This is a genomic window from Mesorhizobium sp. 1B3, assembly GCF_050958605.1.
Taxonomy (GTDB): domain Bacteria; phylum Pseudomonadota; class Alphaproteobacteria; order Rhizobiales; family Rhizobiaceae.
Genome location: NZ_JBJHDO010000001.1, coordinates 678,021 through 698,671, shown reverse-complemented (window position 1 = coordinate 698,671; position 20,651 = coordinate 678,021). Strand labels below are relative to the sequence as shown.

Annotated in this window: 19 protein-coding genes; 13 read left to right on the top strand and 6 right to left on the bottom strand. The window is 61.3% G+C overall.

What is annotated here, in order from left to right; all coding sequences use genetic code 11:
• The first annotated feature begins 612 nt into the window (after window positions 1–612).
• The 9 genes from ACCO56_RS03265 to ACCO56_RS03225 all read left to right on the top strand — a co-directional run bounded on the left by ACCO56_RS03265 (window position 613) and on the right by ACCO56_RS03225 (window position 8,758).
• The gene (locus ACCO56_RS03265; protein WP_433637569.1) at window positions 613–2,514 is read left to right on the top strand and encodes a methanol/ethanol family PQQ-dependent dehydrogenase; all 1,902 of its coding nucleotides are present in this window, start codon (window positions 613–615) and stop codon (window positions 2,512–2,514) included.
• Window positions 2,515–2,676: 162 nt separating this feature from the next.
• Complete coding sequence (locus ACCO56_RS03260; protein WP_433637566.1) at window positions 2,677–3,198, top strand: c-type cytochrome, methanol metabolism-related; 522 nt, start codon at window positions 2,677–2,679, stop codon at window positions 3,196–3,198.
• A complete protein-coding gene (locus ACCO56_RS03255; protein WP_433637564.1) occupies window positions 3,195–4,061 on the top strand; it encodes a substrate-binding domain-containing protein in 867 nt (288 codons plus the stop codon). Before ACCO56_RS03260 ends, ACCO56_RS03255 begins: the two co-directional genes overlap by 4 nt.
• 20 nt (window positions 4,062–4,081) lie before the next feature.
• Complete coding sequence (locus ACCO56_RS03250) at window positions 4,082–4,642, top strand: PQQ-dependent catabolism-associated CXXCW motif protein (RefSeq protein ID WP_433637562.1); 561 nt, start codon at window positions 4,082–4,084, stop codon at window positions 4,640–4,642.
• Between the two features lie 362 nt (window positions 4,643–5,004).
• Window positions 5,005–5,943: a pyrroloquinoline quinone biosynthesis protein PqqB gene (pqqB, locus tag ACCO56_RS03245; protein WP_433637560.1), complete on the top strand. Its 939-nt coding sequence runs from the start codon at window positions 5,005–5,007 to the stop codon at window positions 5,941–5,943.
• A complete protein-coding gene (gene pqqC, locus ACCO56_RS03240; protein ID WP_433637558.1) occupies window positions 5,940–6,695 on the top strand; it encodes a pyrroloquinoline-quinone synthase PqqC in 756 nt (251 codons plus the stop codon). The genes pqqB and pqqC overlap by 4 nt, the downstream gene beginning before the upstream one ends.
• Window positions 6,696–6,715: 20 nt before the next feature.
• Window positions 6,716–6,988, top strand: coding sequence for a pyrroloquinoline quinone biosynthesis peptide chaperone PqqD (gene pqqD / locus ACCO56_RS03235; RefSeq protein WP_433637555.1), 273 nt, complete (start codon window positions 6,716–6,718; stop codon window positions 6,986–6,988).
• Window positions 6,985–8,121, top strand: a complete 1,137-nt coding sequence (gene pqqE / locus ACCO56_RS03230) for a pyrroloquinoline quinone biosynthesis protein PqqE (RefSeq protein WP_433637553.1) — start codon at window positions 6,985–6,987, stop codon at window positions 8,119–8,121. Before pqqD ends, pqqE begins: the two co-directional genes overlap by 4 nt.
• Window positions 8,122–8,245: 124 nt before the next feature.
• The gene (locus tag ACCO56_RS03225) at window positions 8,246–8,758 is read left to right on the top strand and encodes a Dps family protein (RefSeq protein ID WP_433637550.1); all 513 of its coding nucleotides are present in this window, start codon (window positions 8,246–8,248) and stop codon (window positions 8,756–8,758) included.
• 35 nt (window positions 8,759–8,793) lie between these two features.
• Here ACCO56_RS03225 and folP read toward each other — a convergent pair whose 3' ends face one another.
• Genes folP through ACCO56_RS03210 form a run of 3 tightly spaced genes read right to left on the bottom strand, consistent with a single transcriptional unit; the run spans window position 8,794 to window position 12,450 of the window.
• Window positions 8,794–9,633: a dihydropteroate synthase gene (gene folP, locus ACCO56_RS03220; RefSeq protein ID WP_433637548.1), complete on the bottom strand. Its 840-nt coding sequence runs from the start codon at window positions 9,631–9,633 to the stop codon at window positions 8,794–8,796.
• Window positions 9,634–9,643: 10 nt separating this feature from the next.
• On the bottom strand, window positions 9,644–11,326 hold the full coding sequence (locus ACCO56_RS03215) for an SWIM zinc finger family protein (protein WP_433637547.1): 1,683 nt from the start codon (window positions 11,324–11,326) through the stop codon (window positions 9,644–9,646).
• Window positions 11,323–12,450, bottom strand: a complete 1,128-nt coding sequence (locus ACCO56_RS03210; protein ID WP_433637545.1) for an NAD(P)/FAD-dependent oxidoreductase — start codon at window positions 12,448–12,450, stop codon at window positions 11,323–11,325. The genes ACCO56_RS03215 and ACCO56_RS03210 overlap by 4 nt, the downstream gene beginning before the upstream one ends.
• A 494-nt stretch (window positions 12,451–12,944) precedes the next feature.
• On the opposite strand from ACCO56_RS03210, the gene ACCO56_RS03205 reads away from it, so the two are divergent.
• Window positions 12,945–14,477, top strand: coding sequence for an ABC-F family ATP-binding cassette domain-containing protein (locus tag ACCO56_RS03205; protein ID WP_433637542.1), 1,533 nt, complete (start codon window positions 12,945–12,947; stop codon window positions 14,475–14,477).
• A 90-nt stretch (window positions 14,478–14,567) separates the two neighbouring features.
• Window positions 14,568–15,773, top strand: coding sequence for an adenylate/guanylate cyclase domain-containing protein (locus ACCO56_RS03200; RefSeq protein ID WP_433637540.1), 1,206 nt, complete (start codon window positions 14,568–14,570; stop codon window positions 15,771–15,773).
• 9 nt (window positions 15,774–15,782) lie between these two features.
• Here ACCO56_RS03200 and ACCO56_RS03195 read toward each other — a convergent pair whose 3' ends face one another.
• From ACCO56_RS03195 to ACCO56_RS03185, 3 genes are all read right to left on the bottom strand, one after another.
• The gene (locus tag ACCO56_RS03195; RefSeq protein ID WP_433637537.1) at window positions 15,783–16,259 is read right to left on the bottom strand and encodes an SRPBCC family protein; all 477 of its coding nucleotides are present in this window, start codon (window positions 16,257–16,259) and stop codon (window positions 15,783–15,785) included.
• Between the two features lie 76 nt (window positions 16,260–16,335).
• Window positions 16,336–16,929: a 2'-5' RNA ligase family protein gene (locus tag ACCO56_RS03190; protein WP_433637535.1), complete on the bottom strand. Its 594-nt coding sequence runs from the start codon at window positions 16,927–16,929 to the stop codon at window positions 16,336–16,338.
• A 97-nt stretch (window positions 16,930–17,026) separates the two neighbouring features.
• Window positions 17,027–17,626 (bottom strand): YdeI/OmpD-associated family protein, encoded by a 600-nt coding sequence (locus ACCO56_RS03185; RefSeq protein WP_433637533.1) that lies wholly within the window; start codon window positions 17,624–17,626, stop codon window positions 17,027–17,029.
• 300 nt (window positions 17,627–17,926) lie between these two features.
• Here ACCO56_RS03185 and ACCO56_RS03180 point away from each other — a divergent pair, with 300 nt between their 5' ends.
• On the top strand, window positions 17,927–18,616 hold the full coding sequence (locus ACCO56_RS03180; protein WP_433637531.1) for an outer membrane protein: 690 nt from the start codon (window positions 17,927–17,929) through the stop codon (window positions 18,614–18,616).
• Window positions 18,617–19,050: 434 nt separating this feature from the next.
• Entirely contained in the window at window positions 19,051–20,637 is a 1,587-nt protein-coding gene (locus ACCO56_RS03175) for an ABC transporter substrate-binding protein (RefSeq protein WP_433637528.1), read from the top strand.
• Window positions 20,638–20,651: the final 14 nt, after the last annotated feature.

The window sequence follows — 20,651 nt, the reverse complement described above, 5'->3', positions numbered from 1 at the left end:
GACGCCCGCTGCAATGACAGTCAACCTGTCATATAGGACCAAAGGAGGAATGCTTGACTGACCTGGGAACATAGACCGCGGCCGGATTTGCGTCCGACTCCATGGTCGGGTCAGGGCGCAATCGCAGCTTCGCCCTACTATCGGTGCGCCCGATACGGGGCGTATTCTCCAAATCTTCCGCAACGGAAAATACAGCTTGTGATTTTCTTATTTATGTCAATAAATTAAACCATCATAAGTACACACAACTTATATAATTCAGATAAATCATGAAATTCTATGATTGATATAAATTATGTTAACCATCTTCATTGCTTTATTGTGCGTTGCATCATTTAGATATTGCGCCGCAATATCGACGCGATGGTTTTTCCTTGCCTACCGGTTTCTAATGACATAGCCTTTCCTTGTTTCCGGCTTCAAGGGCGTCACCGTCTTAGGGAGCGGCGACTGTCTTTCGTAGGCCAAGTGAGGTGGGCAGCAATGGTGCCCTCTGCTCATCTGGCTTAGGTCGTGACACGCTGCCGGAAATACTTCCCACACATGAATCGCTCGGGCGGCCCCGTGGGGGCTCGCCCATCGATTCTGATCGTGAACCCCGGGAGGATTCGAATGCGTGCATCCATCAAGGCACTATGCATTCCCATCGCCGCTGCGCTGCTCACGGGCGCTTCGGCCGTGGGCGCCTGGTCCAACGAAGATCTTCAGAAACTTGCCTCAGACCCCAAGAACTGGGCAATGCCGACGGGCGACTACGCCAATACGCGTTACTCGAAGCTCAACCAGATCAATAAGGACAACGTAAAGAACCTGCAGGTCAAGTGGACCTTCTCGACCGGCGTGCTGCGCGGCCACGAAGGCGGCCCGTTGGTGATCGGGGATGTGATGTATATCCACACGCCCTTCCCGAACACTGTCTATGCCCTAGACTTAAAAAACGACGGCAAGATCCTCTGGAAATATGAACCCAAGCAGGATCCGAACGTCATCCCGATCATGTGCTGCGACACGGTCAATCGCGGCGTTGCCTATGGTGATGGCAAGATCATCCTCAACCAGGCCGATACGATGGTCACCGCGCTCGACGCCAAGACCGGCAAGGTCGTTTGGTCGGTCAAGAACGGTGAGGCCACGGACGGCAGCAAGGGCGAATCCGGTACGCATGCGCCCATGGTATTCAAGGACAAAGTCATCGTCGGCATCTCCGGCGGCGAGTTCGGCGTGCGCGGCTGGGTCTCGGCCTTGAACCTGAAGGACGGCTCAGTCGCCTGGAAGGCCTATTCCATGGGGCCAGATTCCGAGACGCTGCTCGATCCGGAGAAAACCACCCATCTCGGCAAGCCGGTCGGCAAGGACTCCGGCCTCAATACCTGGGAAGGCGAGCAGTGGAAGACCGGCGGCGGCGCCACCTGGGGCTGGTATGCCTACGATCCCAAGCTGAACCTCGTCTACTATGGTTCCGGCAACCCGTCGACCTGGAACCCTGTGCAACGGCCGGGTGACAATCGCTGGTCGATGACCATTTTCGCCCGCGACGCGGACACAGGCGTTGCCAAGTGGGTCTACCAGATGACCCCACACGACGAATGGGACTATGACGGCGTCAACGAGATGATCCTCGTCGACGGCATGGACGTGAACGGCGCGAAGCACGACGTTCTCGTGCACTTCGACCGCAACGGTTTCGCCTATACGATGGATCGAGCCTCCGGCGAGCTCCTGGTCGCCAAGAAATACGATCCGAAGGTGAACTGGGCGACCGAAGTGGTCATGGATCCGAAGAGCGACCAGTATGGCCGCCCGCAGGTCGTGGCGAAATACTCCACGCAGCAGAACGGCGAGGACGTGAACACGACCGGCGTATGCCCGGCAGCGCTGGGTACCAAGGACCAGCAGCCGGCGGCCTATTCGCCCAAGACCGGCCTGTTCTACGTGCCGACCAACCACGTCTGCATGGACTATGAGCCATACCGGGTAAGCTACACGGCCGGCCAGCCCTATGTGGGCGCGACCGTGTCGATGTATCCGGCTCCGGACAGCCATGGCGGCATGGGCAATTTCATTGCCTGGGACGCGGCCAAGGGCGAGATCGTCTGGTCGAAGCCGGAGCAGTTCTCGGTTTGGTCGGGCGCTTTGGCGACTGATGGCGACGTCGTCTTCTACGGAACGTTGGAAGGCTACATCAAGGCTATCGATAAGGACGGCAACGAGCTCTACAAGTTCAAGACCCCGTCCGGCATCATCGGCAACATCAACACCTACGAGCACAACGGCAAACAATATGTAGCCGTGCTGTCGGGCGTCGGCGGCTGGGCAGGCATCGGTCTTGCTGGAGGCCTGCTATCGCCGGAGAACGCGGCCGCCTGGCATGGCGCCGTCGATCAAGGACGCGAACAGGGTGATGAAACCCAGGTGGTCGGTACCGCTGGTCTCGGAGCCGTGGGTGGTTATGCAGGTCTCGCCGAATACACGACGCTCGGCGGGCAGTTGACCGTCTTTGGGCTTCCGGACTGAGTACGGACGTCAGAACAGGCTGGCGGTTTGCCCGGCCTAGAGAAACGAGAGCCCGGCTTGGCCGGAAAGCCCGCCGGGCTCTCGATTTCGCCACGCCACCCAGAACTCCTGTCACCGCCGCATAGCGACAGCCGTCCGTGGCGAAATGAGAAAGAGGTTGGAATGCCCTATCGCAATGCAATCCCGTTACTTGCCGCCCTCCTTGTCACGATTGCCGGGTCCGTACACGCCGAGGACGACAAGCAGAAGGCTGCCGCGGTGAAGGAAGAAGACGGCAAATACTTTGACGCCGATGGAAACCCGACATTCAAGATGCAGGAAGACGGTACGGTGGACTGGTACACGTTCAGCGGCTACCGCCGCTATCATTCGGATTGCCATGTCTGCCACGGGCCGGACGGTGTCGGATCGACTTACGCACCGGCGCTCGCCACTTCGCTGAAAAACATGGATTACGGGACATTCCTGTCGATCGTCGCCGAGGGACGCAAGAACCTGGCGGCCGGCAAGGAAAGCGTCATGCCGGCCTTCGGCGAAAACAAGAACGTCTATTGCTACATGGACGATCTCTATATCTATCTGAGGGCCCGCGCCGTCGATGGGATCCCGCGTGGACGTCCGCCGAAAAAGGCCGACAAGCCGCAGGCGGCCAAGGACCACGAAGCCTCGTGCATGGGAGGATGACATCCATGCCACTCCGCAAGATGGTGCGGGTCACGTTGGCGACGGCACTGCTGTCCGCAACGGTGACGGCTTCGGCTCTCGCGCAGGGCGCCGGGCTTGGCGCGGCTGGCGAGTTGGTCGATCCCGACATATTGCGAGTTTGCGCGGACCCGTCCAACATGCCCTTCACCGACGAAAGCGGCGAGGGCTTCGAAAACAAGCTCGCCGAGCTCGTGGCGGAGAAGACCGGGCGCAAGTCCGTTGCCTATACGTGGTTTCCGATGGTGGTGGGATTTGTGCGCAACACGCTGCGGGCCAATCGCTGCGATATCATCATGGGTTTCGCGCAGGGCGACGAGCTCGTGCAGAATACCAATGCCTATTACCGCTCCTCCTACGCGCTGCTCTATAAGAAAGGCGGCGGTCTTGATGGTGTGGAGACAATCGAGGATCCGAAACTTGCGGGCAAGCGGATCGGTGTGGTGCAAGGCACGCCTCCCGGCTCAAACATGGCCAAGGCCAACCTCATGAAGACGGCCAAGGTCTATCCGCTCATGGTGGACACGCGCTTCGCGCCGTCCGTCGCGGAAGTGATGATCAAGGACATGCTTGCCGGGGTGATCGACGCGGCAGTCGTGTGGGGACCGATGGGCGGGTACTACGCCAAAAAATCAGGCGCTGACCTCGCGGTCGTGCCGCTGGTCAAGGAGAAGACGGGATCTCGCATGACCTACCGCATTACGATGGGTGTGCGTCCGTCCGACCAGGAGTGGAAGCGCGCTCTCAATCGAGTGATCAGGGAAAACCAGAAGGAGATCAATGACATACTGATCAGCTTCGGCGTACCTTTGCTGGACGAGCAGGATCGGCCGATCACCCAGTGACATGAACAATCCCTACAGCAATGCGCAAGAGACGAAACATCACGGGAGCATTCCTGCTGGCATTGGCCTGCTTGTCCGGCCCTGTCCGCGCTGGAGACGTGCCGGAACCGGCGGGCTATCGGATGGAGGACTATCGAGCACCAGTCCCTGCGACGCTCAAGGGCGCGACGGTGGTCGATACGGCCGAGGCGGAAAAGCTCTGGCGGGACAAGAAGGCGGTGTTCTTCGATGTCATGCCGCATACGCCGAAACCGGCCAACCTGCCGGCGGGAACGGTCTGGAAGGACAAGGTCAGAAAAGACATACCGGGCAGCACCTGGCTCGCCAATGTCGGCTACGGCGCGATCTCGGCGGAGACCGAGGGCTATTTTCGCGACGGGCTCGCGGCCAAGACGGGCACCGATATGTCGAAGACCATCCTGTTCTACTGCATGACGGATTGCTGGATGTCATGGAATGCCGCCAAGCGGGCAATGGAATGGGGGTACAGTTCGGTGCTCTGGTATCCCCTCGGTTCGGACGGATGGGAAAAAGCAGGCCTACCCCTGAAGGAGAACAGCCCCTACATAATCGAAAACTGAAGTCGTGTTTCTGATTTTCCGGATTTTGAGGACCTTTCCTTTCTTTTGTCCATTTAATGGACGAGCCATTGCCTATCGGTGCCCTGCAATGGCTAACCGACCAATGACCGGCTTCGACGCTGGCGCAAAGGAGGAATGAATGAAGAAGAGCTGGAAGAAACCGACCATGTGTCAGGTCGCTGCAGGCTTCGAAATTTCTCGTTACCTGCCTGCGGAAATCACCCCCAAGAAGTAACGCTTGGGGTGGGTGCTCTCTGCCAGGGAGCACCCGCTGCCGCATTGAGGGCGGCAAGAAGTGCCGCCGACAAGCTGTCGGCCGGGTGTTGGTGTTTGTCCCAATTTCGACGTGCCTGGAGATCGCCATGCGCCTGAAGATCATCGGATCGGCGGCCGGTGGCGGCTTTCCGCAATGGAATTGCAATTATCGGCTGAGCCGCGCTGCACGGCATGGCAAGGCGACAGTCAGGGCTCGGACGCAATCCAGCCTCGCGGTGTCGGCCGATGGCAATGGTTGGGTGCTTTTCAACGCCTCACCCGATATCCGCCAGCAGATTGCCGAGACCCCGGAGCTTCAACCGGGCCCCGACGATGCTTTGCGCTCGACACCGATCCGTGCTGTCGTGCTCACCAATGCCGATGTCGACCATGTGGCCGGACTGCTCAGTCTTCGCGAGCGCCAGCCTTTCGCGATCTATGCGGCTGCGCAGGTCCTCGCAGTGCTTGAGCAGAATAGTATCTTCAACGTTCTCGACGCGACCCTCGTGCCGCGACGCGAGCTTCGCCACGGCGTGGAAACGACGATCTGCGATGCGGCGGGACAGGCAACTGGCGTGATCGTCGAGAGCTTCCCGGTGCCCGGCAAGGTGGCGCTTTATCTTGAAGACAGCGCCCATCCGGAAGCCGACTTCAGCTCCGACAGCGGCGACACGATCGGCCTGTGCATAACGGGCGGGGCCGATGGAAAGGCACTCTTTTACATTCCGGGGTGCGCGAGGATCGACGCTCCCCTGCGCGCGCGCCTCGACGGCGCAGCGGCCTTGCTGTTCGACGGCACGCTCTACACCGACGACGAGATGATCACCGCAGGCGTCGGGCAAAAGACCGGCAGGCGCATGGGCCATATCGCCATGTCCGGCGCGGCGGGCAGCATGGCCGGGCTTGCCGGCACGGCGATCGGGCGGCGCATCTTCGTCCACATCAACAACACCAATCCCGTGCTCGACGAGACTTCGGGCGAACATGCGGCCGTCTTGGCGAGCGGCTGGGAAGTCGCCCATGATGGCATGGAGATGGAATTATGAGCAGCTTCCACGATGCGGCGGCAGGCGGATTGTCCCCGGCGGAACTCGAGGCCGTTCTGCGCCGTGTCGGCGCGGAGCGGTATCATAACCGCCATCCTTTCCATCACAGGATGACGGCAGGCGAGCTGTCGAAAATGGAGATGCAGGCCTGGGCGTTGAACCGCTATTGCTATCAGGCCGTGATACCGCGCAAGGATGCCACGATCGTGGCGCGCGCCGAGGATCCGGCGTTCCGCGCCGCGTGGCGCAAGCGCATCGAGGATCATGACGGACCGGACGGATGGAGCGGCGGCATAGCGCGCTGGCTGCATCTGGCGACTTCGCTCGGCCTCGACGCGGGATTGGTTAAAAGCGAGAGGCTGGCGCTACCAGCCACGCGCTTCGCCGTCGGCGCCTACCTGTCCTTCTGCGCCGACCGTACGCTCCTGGAAGCGGTCGCCTCGTCGCTCACGGAGCTGTTCTCACCGGTCATCATCGGGGAACGCGTGCCGGCGATGCTCGCTCGATACGACTACATCACGGAAGATACGCTCGCCTATTTCAAGGCGCGGCCCGATCAGGCTAACCGTGATTCCGACTTCGCCCTCGCCTACGTGCTCGAACACGCCGACACGCCCGAACGCCAGCAGGCTGTGATCGATGCCCTGGTATTCAAATGCGACATCCTCTGGGCCATGCTCGATGCGCTTCAGCACGCTTACGGCGAAGGCAACATACCGCCGGGCTCTTTTCGGCCTGAGGGACCATCATGAGCGTCTCGCGGGAGAGAGCGATGGTCACGTTCCAATCTGCCCCCTGGCTGCCGAGACACGTACGCATCCAGTATGACCCGGTCCGACAAGGCTTCGCCGTGCTGTCACCGGAACGCGTGTTCTGGCCGAACGAGATCAGCCTCGACATCCTGCGCCGCTGCGACGGTCGCTCGGATGTCGCTCACATTATCGCCGACCTAGCCGTGGAATATGATGCGCCTGAGGCCGAAGTCGCCGAGGACGTCATAGCCTTCCTCCAGGAATGGTCGGACAGGCTTTTGGTACGAGTATGAACGAGCCACTTCTTTCACCGATCGGCATGCTTGCGGAACTCACACATCGCTGTCCGCTGCAATGTCCCTATTGCTCGAATCCGCTGGAGCTTCTCAAGGCCAACCGCGAATTGGATACCATGACCTGGCTCGAGCTTTTCGACCAGGCGGCCGATCTCGGCGTGCTGCAGGTCCATTTGTCCGGAGGCGAGCCCACGCTGCGCCGCGATCTCGAGCAACTGATCGCCGGGCTTGCGAGAAGGGGCGTATACACGAACCTCATCACAGCGGGCGTCGGCATCGCCGAAGGGCGTATCGAAGCGCTTGCAGATGCCGGTCTCGATCATCTCCAGCTTTCCTTCCAGGGCGCGCGGCCAGCAACGACCGACCTGATCGGCAATCATCGCGGCAGCCATGAGAAGAAGGTCGACACGGCTCGACGCGCCCGCGCCGCTGGACTGCCGCTCACCATCAACGCACCGATCCATCGCCACAATATCGAGGAGGTGCCGCAATTCATCGAGCTCGCCCTCTCGCTGGGAGCGGAACGACTCGAGATCGCCAATGTGCAATATGCCGGCTGGGCGCTAGCCAACCGCAACGCGCTCATGCCCGACAGAGAGGCGGTCGAGCGGCAGGCCGAGATCGTCGCTGCTGCGCGCGAAAGGTTGACCGGTATCATGAATATCGACTTCGTGCCGCCCGACTATTTCGCGACCTATCCGAAGCCCTGCATGGGCGGATGGGCCCGCGACGCCTTCATGGTGGCGCCCGACGGCACGGTGCTGCCCTGCCACGCGGCGCAGACCATCTCTTCGCTGTCCTTCGAACGCTTCGGTGAACGCAGCCTCGCCGAGATCTGGAGGGACTCTCCCGCCTTCAACGCCTTTCGCGGAACGGATTGGATGCTGGAACCCTGCCGCAGTTGCGAAAGGCGCGAGATCGACTGGGGCGGCTGCCGCTGCCAGGCGATGGCGATCGCCGGCAGTGCGACGGCGACGGATCCCGCCTGCGTCAAATCGCCGATCCATGCGCGCATGGCGACGCTTATCGAAGCCGCCCGGCTAACTCCCCGCGAGGAAACCGAAGTCCAGGAGGATTTCGTCTGGCGCCGGATAGGGACGACCGTAGGTCGCACCGAACCGGTCGGGTGAGACCAAAGCTCCTTTGACAAGGGCAGACGAGCCTCGCACTATGACAAGGTGCGAGGAACGCAGATCGATCGTGCAATCCAAGCATGTATTTGAAAATGAGTGCGGGCGGGCAGGAGTTCAGACAATGAATACCGAAAATGCGCGTAAACTCAGGAAGGCGCCGCTCGCGACGCCGGGCAACCTCGGCCAGAATGCCGCCAAGGACATTTCAGGCGCTTTGACCGCGCTCCTGGCCGACATGTTCGCGCTCTACATCAAGACCAAGAATTTCCATTGGCACGTCTCGGGTCCGCATTTCCGCGATTACCACCTGCTGCTCGACGAGCAGGGTGCCGAGATCTTCGCGACAACCGACGAGCTCGCCGAGCGCGCCCGAAAGGTCGGGGGGACGACGCTCCGTTCGATCGGGCACATCGCCAAGCTGCAGAAGATCGAAGACAACGATGCCGATTTCGTTTCGCCGGAGGACATGCTGGCCGAACTGAAGGAAGATAACCTGCAACTGACGCAACGCATGCGCGCCACGCATGACGTTTGCGACGAACATGGCGACGTCGCTACCGCGAGTCTCCTCGAAAACTGGATCGATGAAGCGGAGCGCCGCGTCTGGTTCCTCTTTGAAACAACACGGCGCTGAGATCTTTTGGGGCCGCCCATAATTTAGGGCAGCCCCTACCCTTTTGCCTTTCTTTCCCGTTCAAGCACCGCATCGGCAAAGGCCAGCGCATCGCGATTCACCGACACGTTGTGAACGCGGAAGATGTCGGCGCCTTTCATGCGCAGCATGACGCTTGTCGCCGCCGTTCCCACGTCACGCGCGGCCCTATCGTCGCCGGCCAGATGGCCGATCATGCGCTTGCGCGACGTGCCGACAAGCCAGGGGAAACCGAGCGGCCGCAACTCCCCGAACCGGGCGATGAGCTGGAGATTCTCCTCTTTGTCCTTCGCGAAACCGAAACCGGGATCGAGGATGATCTGGTCGTCCTTCACCCCTGCCTCCCGAGCGATCTCCAACGACCGGTTGAGGAAAAGGAACTGGTCCTCGATGACGTCGGCCAGCTTCTCACGATCGCGTCCCGTGTGCATGATCGCCAGACCCGCTCCCGTTTCCGCCGACACCCGGGCGATGCCCGGCTCGCGTTGAAGGCCGTAAACGTCGTTGACTATATGGGCGCCGGCGTGCACCGCTAGGCGCGCCGTTTCCGCCCGATACGTGTCGACAGAAATCAGAACCTTTCCTTCGGACGCCAACGCCGCGATAACGGGCAGAATGCGCGACTGCTCCTCCTCGGCGGATACCGCCTCGGCCCCCGGACGGGTGGATTCGCCGCCGACATCGACAATAGCCGCACCCTCGGCGACCATGTTCGCGGCATGCGCCAGCGCACGGTCCGGGACATCGAACTCCCCACCGTCGGAGAAACTGTCGGGCGTGACGTTCAAGATCCCCATGAGCAGCGCCTTCGCGCCCAGTTCGAGTTGGCGCCCATGCGCCAGTTTCCAGATGGTCATGGGTCGCCTTTTATCCGAGAAGCTTCATGAAGTTGCGCTTGCGGCCAAAGCGCGACTTGAGGCTCGCGACATATTTCGCCTGTTCAACTTTTCCCTGGAGAGAAGCAATCCGTCGGATGAGCTGCGCCGCTTCCTCGTAGGCGGGATTGCCGCCCGCTTCGACGAGTTGCTCCACCTTCCGGACATAGATCACAACCGCATCCTGCCCATGCGTTGTCTCGGTTGCTTGCGCGAGCTCCATTGCTACCCACAAGGAAGCGCCATGGGTGCGGGCGATGCTCCAGGCGCTATCCATCTCCTGCTCGTGCATGAACACCTGCAACAGGAGGTCGGCCGGATGTGCCCAAAATACGGGCCTGGATTTCCTTTCCGCTAGCTGCGCGGTGAGAATTCTTACCGCGCTTTCGCGCACCGTCGAGCCGCCGAGCTTGGTCCAGGTCTTGTACAATGTCAGGCTCGGATTTCTGGTGAAAGCTCGCTCCAAAAGTACTTCCGCATCCTTCTCGCGTTCGGCTTTGGCCAGAAGGTCCGTCGTTGTCAGAAGTAGCGTCTCGTCAGGGCGGTCATCCTCGAAAATCCGCACGCCCTCCTCGGCCCAGCGCAAGGCGTCCGCCTGGCGCCCCTGCGAGAGGCAGAAATCGACGAGTTTGCTATAGCACCAGGGAGTTGAAAGGTCCCTGGTGCGGAGCGCGATACGATATTCGACGTCACCGTCGCGCTCCGCCAAGAAGTCGACCATTGATTCCAGCCGGTAAACGCTTTTGTCAACGTAGCTCAATCTCTCAGGCCCAACCAGTTTGGAGGATTGTGTCTCCCAGGCTTCGTGTGCAAGGCGTCGAAATTCGGTCAGCCCTTCGTCTCCGAGCACATCGGCATAAAGGGCCGCGCTCCTGTGGAACGGGTCGTGGGCCCCCTCCAGCTCAGCGCGGAAGAGTTGGCGGGCGAGTTCGAGAGGTTCGGGGCGGACCGCCTTGGCTGCCGCCAAATGGATGTTACATGCTCGTTGCAGGACAGCACCCCAGTGACCGTCGGAATCATCCATGTTGACCATGGCCCGCTCCATCCGCTCGATCGCGTGCCAGGCAAGGTCGAGCGCAAGATCGCTCTTGCCGACCCCGACGAGATCGGACACTGCATCAAGGGCAATATCCACCTCGTTAGCCCAGTCCGAAGCGTCCTGATGGTATACGTGATCGCGAACGCGCGTCGCCCTGTCGAGCATGCTGCGAAGCTGTTTCGACACCGACCCCGCATCCGACCGTTTGATGCTGGCAATCATATCGAGTCTGGCCAACAGCGCCGAATTTCGTTCCGCCAGTTGCATGATCATTTCGACGAGGGCTTCGGCACTCTCTTCCCGGAGATGTCCGCGAATGCGATCTAAGGCCCCGATCCCCTCCCCATTGACGGCGGTCGCATTGGCCGCGAGCGCCGTTGCCACCATATGCTTGCAGAACCCCCGATCGTCGAAGGCGCGGCATGAACAACTGCCGCCAATGCGCCTGCCGCGCCCGGTGACTTCGATGCGATAGGTCTCCCTCCCTTCCACCTGCGCGAGCACTCGCTCGGGTAGCAGGGCAAGAATGCGGACGTTGCCGTCCCGATAGTAATCCTCGCCGCTCGCGAACACCTTGTCGCCGACAAGCTCACGCAGTTTGTCGACGTCGACCCCGAATTCATCCATCGTTGTCATGGCCTGATGTCTGTTTCCACGAGCTTCGCCACATAATCGGCGATGGCGAGCGACGAAGTCAGGCCTGGAGACTCTATCCCGAACAGATTTATCAGACCGGGGGCGCCATGGGCACTCGCATCCTGGATCACAAAATCGGCAGTTGTCGATCCTGTCGCATGCAGCTTGGGCCTGATGCCCGCGTAGTCCGGAAGGATCGCTCCGTCTGGAAGCGACGGCCAGTATTCGCGGATAGCGGACTCGAATGCCGGGAGCCGGGTTTCGTCGACACGATAATCGAGGCGGTCGACCCACTCCACATCCGGACCGAAGCGAGCCTGCCCGGCCAGGTCGAGCGTCACATGCACGCCTGCACCGCCGTGAGCGGGAAGCGGGTATACCAGATGACGAAAAGGCGCCTTGCGCGCCAGTCGGAAATAGTTGCCCTTGGCGAGGTGAAGAACGGGGATCGCGTCGTTTCGCATGCCTGCGATGCTGCTCGCCACCTGCTGTGCTCCGAGCCCCGCACAATTCACGACCGTTCGGCAACGAAGGCCGAATGTTCCACCGGCATCGACCTCCAGCAGAATGCCCTCTCCGGTTGCACCGCCTCCGCGGACCCTTGAGTTGAACGCGATCACACCACCGTGCTGTTCCAGATCGCCCTGGTAAGAGAGCATCAGGGCATGGACGTCGATGATGCCCGTCGAAGGCGACAGCAGCGCTGCATCGCAAACGACCTCCGGCTCGAGCTCATATGCCTGCCGGGCATCGAGCCAGATCAGGTCGTCGACGCCATTCTCCCTGGCGCGCGCGCCAAGCCGACGCAGCGCCTCCGTCTCGCCCGGCGCCGCCACGATCAGCTTGCCCAGCCGGCGATGCGGGATGCCTCTCTCCTCGCAGTAGCGATAAAGCGCCTTGCGGCCGGCGACGCAGAGCTTCGACTTCAAGGAATCGCGCGGATGGTAGATGCCGGCGTGGATGACCTCGGAGTTGCGGGAACTCGTCCCGCTGCCGATCACCGCTTCCGCCTCGATCACCAGGACCTCTCGTCCAGCAATCGCAAGGGCCCGCGCCACGGCCAGGCCAACGACGCCGGCGCCGACCACGACCACATCCGTCTCTTCCAGCCCGTTCGAACTCATCCACCTACCCTACGCCGTCGGACCCGATTGGGGTCATCCCGATGCTGCAGATTCTTGCCATCACATCAATGGTCCAAACCGGTTTCGCAGTCTTGGGGCCGATGCCGGCGCGATTGGATTCCGGTAGCACACGCTTGGGTCGACCGCCATTGCCACCGCGAAGGCCTTACCGCTTCACTTCGCATATCGGGGATTGCAACCTTTGGCGGGCACGGCTATCCCTTACATATAACGTCGAGAAAGGAGGGCTGCGTGATGATACCGTTCTGTCACCATCGTAAGCGCGGCCCTGTCCAAGCCCTGCAAATGCGTTTGCAGGGCTGACCCAAGGCGATCATCAATTTCGTTCCCTTCCGGTCCGCCCTTGTGGCGATGCGGTGTCGGTCCGATTTCGGCCGACCGCGTCATGACATCAACCGCAACTGAACCGCTCTTCATCCTCTGTGAAGTCCTTCGGGATGGCGGCGGTCGTTCGGACGGATCAGAGAACGACAATGGCATTGATCACCCTCAGGAATCTCGGCGTTGGCCTGAGCACGCCGCTCTTTTCGAACCTAAGTTTCGTTATCGGAGCCGGGGACCGACTCGGCGTCGTCGCGGCCAACGGCCGAGGCAAATCCACCCTGCTGCGCTGCTTGGCCGGGACGCTGGAGCCGACTGCCGGTGAGATCATCCGGGCACGCGGCACACGCATCGGACATGTCGAACAGGATATCCCGGATCGGCTGACAGACGTACCGTTCCGCGACGCGGTGCTGAGAGCCCTTCCGGAAGAGGAGGCCGAGAGCGAGGCATGGCGCGCGGATGTGGCGCTCGAATCATTCGACGTGCCTGAAGGGCTGCGCCAACGGCCACTTTCACAGTTGAGCGGTGGCTGGCAACGACTTGCCATGCTGGCGCGTGCATGGGTATGCGAACCCGATGTCCTGCTCCTCGACGAGCCGACAAATCATCTCGACCTCGCCAGGATCGCGCAGCTGGAAGACTGGCTGAACGCGCTGCCGCGCGACCTTCCCGTCGTGATCTCGAGCCACGACCGTGCGTTTCTCGATGCGGCCACCAACCGGACGCTCTTTTTGCGTCCGGAGCAATCATATGTATTCTCCCTGTCCTACAGCCGGGCCCGCGCAGCGTTGGACGAGGCGGATGCCTCCCAACAAAGACAGTTCGAGCGCGACGTGAAGACCGCAGAGCAATTGCGGCGCCAGGCGGCCAAGCTCAACAACATCGGCATCAACTCCGGTAGCGACCTCCTGATCGTCAAGACCAAGCAACTCAAGCAGCGAGCCGAGCGACTGGAAGAGGCCGCCCGGCCTGCCTATCAAGAGCGCTCGTCGGGCAATATCAAGCTCGCCAACCGCGTGACGCATGCCAAGATCCTCGTCACGCTCGACGACGCGCCGATCGCAACACCCGATGGTGTTCTGCTTTTCCGAACCGGCAAGCGTTGGATCTGCCAGGGCGACCGCATCGTGCTGCTCGGCCCCAACGGTGCCGGCAAATCACGCCTTCTCGAAACGATCAGAAAGGCGATCGGGGCGCCCCAGGAGGCGTCCGAGACGATCAAGGTCACGCCGTCTCTGGTTCTCGGCTACAGCGACCAGGCCCTGTCAGACCTCGCCGACGATCCCACGCCTATCGACACGATACTGCGCCGTTTCGAGATCGGCGATCAACGCGCGCGCTCGCTCCTTGCCGGGGCGGGTCTCGCTATCGACATGCAGGACAAGCCGATCGGCAGGCTGTCGGGCGGCCAGAAGGCGCGTCTCGCCATGTTGGTCCTGCGCCTTACCACCCCAAATCTCTACCTTCTCGACGAGCCGACCAACCATCTCGATATCGACGGACAGGAAGCTCTCGAGGCTGAGCTCACCGCTCGCGAGGCAAGCTGCCTTCTGGTGTCGCACGACCGCAGCTTCGTCCGGGCGGTCGGCAACCGTTTCTGGCTCATCGACAAACGACGGCTGATCGAAGTGGATGGCCCGGAAGAATTCTTCTCGTCGATGGCAGCAGCAAGGGCGAACTGATGGCCAGCCAGGTGCCCGCAAGCGAGCCGACTGGCCCGCCGAGCGAAGCGACTTAAATGATGCATGGGCGAAGCCGAGGAATCACGGGCCATGAAGCCAGCAGACATCGACAACATAGCGACATGGGTCGTCGAACGTGGCCTCGCCGGTGACGGCGAGATCCAGCTTCTGCACAGTTTCTGCGAACGATGCACGGCGGCAGGGCTCCCGCTCACACGCGCCTTGATGATCGTCGACACTCTCCATCCGATCTACGAGGGTCGGGTCTTCTTCTGGGCCGGCGACAGGCCGGTCGACTCGCCCGTCTCCGAGTACGGCCCGCGCAGTGAAGAAGAAGACGCGCACGGCTGGATGAGAAGCCCTTTTTACCATCTGATGGAATCGGGCCTGGGCGAACTCCGTCGCCGCCTTGTGGAAGGCGCGACTGGCGATTTCCCGGTATTGGAGGAGTTGCGACTGGACGGGCAGACCGATTGGTTCGCGCTGATACAGCGCTTTGCTCCGGAGACCGTGATCGGCGAGATGGACTGCGTCATCTCCCGTTGGATGACGGCTCGGCCGGACGGTTTCAGCGACGCCGATCTCGACGCCCTGCGCCGGCTCGTGCCGACGCTCGCCCTTGCGGTCAAATCTGCGTCTCTGGCGCGCGTCGCCGAAGCCCTGGTCGAAACCTATCTCGGCCAGGACGCCGGGCAGCGCGTCCTGAGAGGCAAGATGTCGCGCGGCGTGGCCGACAAGATAAATGCCGTTCTATGGTATTCCGACATGCGCAACTTCACCGCCGTATCGGACACCATCGCCTCCGACCGGCTCATTCCGTTGCTGAACGACTACGCCGAAGCCGTGATTTCCTCGGTTCACAGTGCCGGCGGCGACGTGCTCAAGCTGATCGGCGACGGCATATTGGCGATCTTCACCCACAGCGATCCGGCCGCCGCCTGCAGTGCTGCGCTACGCGCGGAAGCCGACCTTCGCCAGCGTCTTGTCGATCTCAACCGCCGCAGGACGGACAGCGAGGAGCCGGTCAGCTCCATCAATCTCGGCCTGCATATCGGCGACGTCTTTTACGGCAATATCGGCAGCAAGGACCGTCTCGACTTCACAGTGGTCGGCCAAGCGGTCAACGAGGTAAGCCGCATCGTCGCGATGTGCCGGTCGGCCGAGCGTGACATCCTCGTCTCGCCTGCATTTCGCGAGGCCCTGCCTGAGGCCGAGCGGAAGCAACTCGTCTCTGTGGGACGCTACGCGTTGCGCGGAATCGGGCGCGCGCAGGAACTCTTCACGCTTGACCGATGACGGGAGGCCTCATTCCGTGAATGCCGCGAGGTTCGCCAAGGTGGACGCGATTCCTGCCTCGTGATCCGCCTGCGAGATACCGCTGGGCACGTTCTCGCAAAGGATGGTGACTTTGGTGCCGTCGGGCTGGGCATCGAGCGTGGTCGTCACCGTCATCGCCCCGGCGAAGGCGGGATCCTCGGATTCGAATTCGACCCGCTCGACAACGCGCCGGTTCGGGACCAGATCCATGAACTCCCCCTGGAAGACATCGGCATTTCCGGACGTTTTGCCCGACATGGTTCGGTCAAGATAGATGAACGACATCCGGAAGGTTCCGCCCACACGCGGCTCGAAGACATGAACTTGCGCCTTCATGCCTTCAGGCGGACGCCAGGCAGCGATTGCCGTGGGATCCAGCATGGCCCGGTAGATAGCCTCTGGCGACGTCTTGATAAGCCGCGACCCGCTGTCCGACCGCTTCCCATTCGATGCTTGCGACATCATCCTCCCTGTTCCGGCTTTCGCCTTGCACCGCCCTCACTGTCACATGTCTGGGCCGATGTGGACACCCCATCGTGGCCTACTCCTTGAATGGCCATCGGCCAAGGATTTCGTATTGCGAGAGCCATAACCTGCTGTGAATCAGCACAAGTTCCTTGGCCGTGAACCGCACCGGTTCGATCGCTTGGGGCGGAACCCTTTCTGAACCGTATGACAAGGTCATATGCGGCGTAAAATCCACTGCCGCCCTGAAGCCGTTCTTCTCCATGGCGGCTCCAAGCAACCCGTGCAATGTCCTCAACGCGGCTCCTTCGCCGATGAGAACCAGCGGTCGCCGTCGAGGCTTGCCGCTTCTTGACGGAGGGCCATCGAAAGTCGCCACGGATTGGAATTTCACGTCGAATGGCGGCGGCATCGGGATGGATTCCGCTGCTTTGCGGGCACCATAGACGAACTTCTCCCGCAACCGCCTGTAGTCGCCCACATGGTGCAGCGAAACATGCCAGCGCTCGACGTCGAGCAGACCATGGAGCCACCGACATTCCATAATGAAACGCCGAGCGAACTCTTCGATAGAAAGGCGGGCGCCTTCCGGCAACAATGCAAAGAACAGCCGTTCCGGCCGCTTCGGCCTTGTGGGATAGGGACCGTAGAAATCGAACGCGTACTGCATGGGGTACATCCTTGACGTGGTACCCCCTCATTCCCCGACAAAATGTGGTTTTGGAACAAACAGAGAACAAAATCAAGTGAAATTGCGATTGCCGCATTCACTTCCGGCGTTGCGGATAGATCGTCTCACCACGTTTCAGCATCTCGACGAAGCTCTCGATCTTCTTCTTGCGTCCGGCTTCGGTCTTCATGTTGTGGACGCGGAAGGCCAACGCGAAGCGGTTCTGCTCGCTGAGCTTCTCCAGCATTACCCTTGCCTGTGGCTCGGCGTCGATGGCAGCCTGAAGATCGTCGGGTATCTTCATATCCCTGCCGCTCTTGTACGCTCGATGCCAGCGTCCGTCGGCCTTTGCCGCCTCGACCTCTTTCAGGCCGTGCTCGGTCATCCGGCCTTCACCAATGAGCCGCGCGACGTTATCGACGTTGATCTGGCTCCAGGTGCTCTTGCGACCCCGTCTTGTGTAACGCTGAAGATAGCTCCTGTCGTCCAGCCCTTTGCGCACCGCGTCGATCCAGCCCCAGCAGAGCACGACGTCGATCGCCTCCTTGGGCGTGATCGAGGGAAGTCCGGAGTTCACCTTGTGGATCTTGATCCAGACTTCGTCTTCCTTGTCATGGTGTTCGGCCAGCCACGCGTAAAAGCTCTCGGCATCCTTGAATTCGCGGACCTTCTCGGGATCGACCGTGACGGACGGCATGGATGAACCTCCTTCGTGACGTGTCTCGAGCACCGGTGCTTGTTCGCAGGCTTTGTGGACGGTGCCCCCCGACCAATATCACAGCATGGCGTATCGCCATGGTTGCGACAACGCCTCGAACGGTGCGTCATGCACTCACGGTGCATTCACGTTTTCGTCTGTGGATATCCTCGACCGGAAATTGTGCAAATCCGGTCACGCTCATCTCTGGCGTGGGGTGTTGCATCGCTGCACTAGGAATACGCTCGGCATCTGATACGAGCAGCTGCGGGGCAATATCAAAGACTTAGGATAACAATCATGAAAAGAATTTTGTTGACGGCGGCCTTCTCGGCTGCGCTGTTTTCCAGTGCCCATGCCGCCGATGCCATCGTTGAGCAGGCGCCGGAACTGCCGGTCACCGCCTACAATTGGTCGGGCGCTTATATCGGCGTCTTCGGCGGCATCACCACTGGCGACTATGGCTACGAGGCGGCCCCGGCGGGCGGCCCGACTGCTTCGTTCGACGTATCCGGCAGCGGGGCGCTTGGGGGCGTTCAGCTCGGCTACGACTACCAGACCGGTCCATGGGTCTTCGGTGCAGTGGCGGACATCGCCTTCACCAACCACGAAGCCAGCCTCAGCGGCTCGATCCCAGGGGTGGGGAACGCCTCGGCCGACTCGGAGCTGAAGTATCTCGGCACCGTCCGCGCTCGCGCCGGCTACGCCTTCGACCGCGCCCTGTTCTATGGCCATGGCGGTTTCGCCTATGGCAAGACCGAGCAGGATGTCGTTCTTGACGGCGTCTCCGTGTTCTCGGGCGACAAGAGCAGGACCGGCTTCGTCGTCGGCGCCGGCGTGGAGTACGCCATCACCGATCGGGTCTCCTTCCAGACCGAATACAGCTACGTCGATCTCGGCAAGGACGATATCTTCAGCCAGGGTGGCCTGACGGTTCGCGAGGACGTCAGCTTCCACACGATCAAGGCGGCTGTGAACTTCCGCTTCTAACGCGAAGATGTCTACGGAGGCCAAGCCCCAGGCCTCCACGCCAGCTTCTTCGGACCCCGGCCTCGGCCGGGGTTCTTGCTTCAGCGGGTGGTGCTACTCGTCCGCAAATTTCCGCGCTGAGACGCGTTGAATGCAGACATTGTCGTTAAGTGACTGCTCCACGCGCACGGAAGCCGCCACCTTGACGTAGTCCGGTGCCACGCATTTCCGCTTGAGTTGAAGGATCGAGGCGCATAACGGCGATGCGCTCGCCTAACGCGTGATCTCGCCGAGAACATCGGCCGGGAGGGAGCCGATTGGGCCAGACCGGCATGCCATTTACGCCACGGAATGTCGCATTCGGCCTTGCCGCATGCTTTCCGTTGCGGCCAATATCTCCTCAACAAAACATAAAAAAATCCCTTGGTCGGCACCAATGGAGTGAGGAGCACTCGATGTCCAACGAACTCGAATTCCTGAGCAGACATGTCGTTGCCGGCAAGTTGAACCGACGGGACTTCCTCGGCCGTGCCGCCGCGCTCGGTGTGACGGCCACCTTCGCCAACGGATTGCTGGCCGACGCCGCCAAGGCGGCTGGTCCGATCAAGGGCGGGATCCTGAAGGCCGGCATGCAGGGTGGTGAATCCACCAACAGCCTCGACCCCGCCTCCTGGGCGAGCCAGGTGCCTTATCTGTTCGGCCGCAACTGGGCCGAGCAGCTTGTAGAAGTGACGCCCGACGGCCAGATCGCCCCCAAGCTCGCCGAAGAGGTAGGCGCCTCGGACGACGCCAAGATCTGGACCTTCAAGATCCGCAAAGGCGTCAGCTTCCACAACGGCAAGGAGTTGACCCCCGACGACGTGGTCGCCACGCTCGAACGCCACTCCGACGCCAGCTCCAAGTCGGGCGCGCTCGGCCTGATGGGCGGTATCGACACGATCAAGGCCGACGGCCAGAACGTTGTCATCACGCTCAAGGAGGGCGACGCCGACCTGCCCTATCTGATGGCCGACTTCCATCTGATGATCCAGCCCAATGGCGGCAAAGACGATCCGACGGCGGGCGTCGGCACCGGACCTTACAAGATTGCCGTCAACGAGCCTGGCGTACGCCATGTCGGGGAAAGGTTCGACGGCTATTGGAACGCAGCGAATCGCGGCTTCGTCGATCAGATCGAGATCATCGTCATCAACGACGCGACCGCGCGCACCGCGGCTCTGCAGAGCGGCCAGGTCGACATGGTCAACCGCGTCGAGCCCAAGATCGTCGGCCTGATCAAAAACGTACCGGGTGTCACTATCCGCAACATCGCGGGTCGAGGGCACTACGTCCTGATCATGCACTGCAATACCGCGCCATTCGATAACAACGACCTCAGGCTGGCATTGAAATACGCCGTGAACCGCGAGGAGATGCTGCAGAAGATCCTGATGGGCTACGGCTCGATCGGCAACGACATACCGGTCAACGCCACCTATCCCCTGTTCTCGGAAATCGAACAGCGCCCCTTCGATCCCGAAAAGGCGGCATTCCACTACAAGAAGTCGGGGCATAGCGGTCCGATCCTGCTGCGGACCTCCGACGTCGCCTTCCCCGGCGCGGTCGATGCCGCCCAGCTTTACCAGCAGAGCTGCGCCAAGGCTGGAATCACCCTGGAGGTCAAGCGCGAGCCGGGCGACGGCTACTGGTCGGAAGTGTGGAACAAGCAGCCGTTCTCGACCTCCTACTGGGAGGGGCGCCCGACCCAGAACCAGATGTATACGACGGCCTACTATTCGAAGGCGGACTGGAACGACACGCGCTTCTTCCGCGACGACTTCGACAAGCTGCTGATCCAGGCGCGGTCGGAGCTCAATCCCGAGAAGCGTACGGCACTTTACAAGTCGATGGGAGAGATGGTGCACAATGACGGCGGCGTCATCGTGCCGATGTTCAACGAATTCATCGATGCCACCGGCCCCAGGGTCGCAGGATGGATCCAGGACCCGACCTCGGAGATGATGGGCGGATACGCCCTTTCCAAGTGCTGGGTTGCGGCCTGAGCCGCTCGTGCCCG

What these genes read in the sequence shown, in the direction of transcription:
- ACCO56_RS03255 (WP_433637564.1), top strand. Translation starts at nt 3,195, where the DNA reads ATGACATCCATGCCACTCCGCAAGATGGTGCGGGTCACGTTGGCGACG.
- ACCO56_RS03185 (WP_433637533.1), bottom strand. Translation starts at nt 17,626, where the DNA reads ATGCCGTCCGTCACGGTCGATCCCGAGAAGGTCCGCGAATTCAAGGAT.
- ACCO56_RS03210 (WP_433637545.1), bottom strand. Translation starts at nt 12,450, where the DNA reads ATGAGTTCGAACGGGCTGGAAGAGACGGATGTGGTCGTGGTCGGCGCC.
- pqqD (WP_433637555.1), top strand. Translation starts at nt 6,716, where the DNA reads ATGGTCACGTTCCAATCTGCCCCCTGGCTGCCGAGACACGTACGCATC.
- pqqE (WP_433637553.1), top strand. Translation starts at nt 6,985, where the DNA reads ATGAACGAGCCACTTCTTTCACCGATCGGCATGCTTGCGGAACTCACA.
- ACCO56_RS03190 (WP_433637535.1), bottom strand. Translation starts at nt 16,929, where the DNA reads ATGCAGTACGCGTTCGATTTCTACGGTCCCTATCCCACAAGGCCGAAG.
- pqqC (WP_433637558.1), top strand. Translation starts at nt 5,940, where the DNA reads ATGAGCAGCTTCCACGATGCGGCGGCAGGCGGATTGTCCCCGGCGGAA.
- ACCO56_RS03205 (WP_433637542.1), top strand. Translation starts at nt 12,945, where the DNA reads ATGGCATTGATCACCCTCAGGAATCTCGGCGTTGGCCTGAGCACGCCG.
- ACCO56_RS03200 (WP_433637540.1), top strand. Translation starts at nt 14,568, where the DNA reads ATGAAGCCAGCAGACATCGACAACATAGCGACATGGGTCGTCGAACGT.
- folP (WP_433637548.1), bottom strand. Translation starts at nt 9,633, where the DNA reads ATGACCATCTGGAAACTGGCGCATGGGCGCCAACTCGAACTGGGCGCG.
- pqqB (WP_433637560.1), top strand. Translation starts at nt 5,005, where the DNA reads ATGCGCCTGAAGATCATCGGATCGGCGGCCGGTGGCGGCTTTCCGCAA.
- ACCO56_RS03260 (WP_433637566.1), top strand. Translation starts at nt 2,677, where the DNA reads ATGCCCTATCGCAATGCAATCCCGTTACTTGCCGCCCTCCTTGTCACG.
- ACCO56_RS03195 (WP_433637537.1), bottom strand. Translation starts at nt 16,259, where the DNA reads ATGATGTCGCAAGCATCGAATGGGAAGCGGTCGGACAGCGGGTCGCGG.
- ACCO56_RS03265 (WP_433637569.1), top strand. Translation starts at nt 613, where the DNA reads ATGCGTGCATCCATCAAGGCACTATGCATTCCCATCGCCGCTGCGCTG.
- ACCO56_RS03250 (WP_433637562.1), top strand. Translation starts at nt 4,082, where the DNA reads ATGCGCAAGAGACGAAACATCACGGGAGCATTCCTGCTGGCATTGGCC.
- ACCO56_RS03180 (WP_433637531.1), top strand. Translation starts at nt 17,927, where the DNA reads ATGAAAAGAATTTTGTTGACGGCGGCCTTCTCGGCTGCGCTGTTTTCC.
- ACCO56_RS03175 (WP_433637528.1), top strand. Translation starts at nt 19,051, where the DNA reads ATGTCCAACGAACTCGAATTCCTGAGCAGACATGTCGTTGCCGGCAAG.
- ACCO56_RS03215 (WP_433637547.1), bottom strand. Translation starts at nt 11,326, where the DNA reads ATGACAACGATGGATGAATTCGGGGTCGACGTCGACAAACTGCGTGAG.
- ACCO56_RS03225 (WP_433637550.1), top strand. Translation starts at nt 8,246, where the DNA reads ATGAATACCGAAAATGCGCGTAAACTCAGGAAGGCGCCGCTCGCGACG.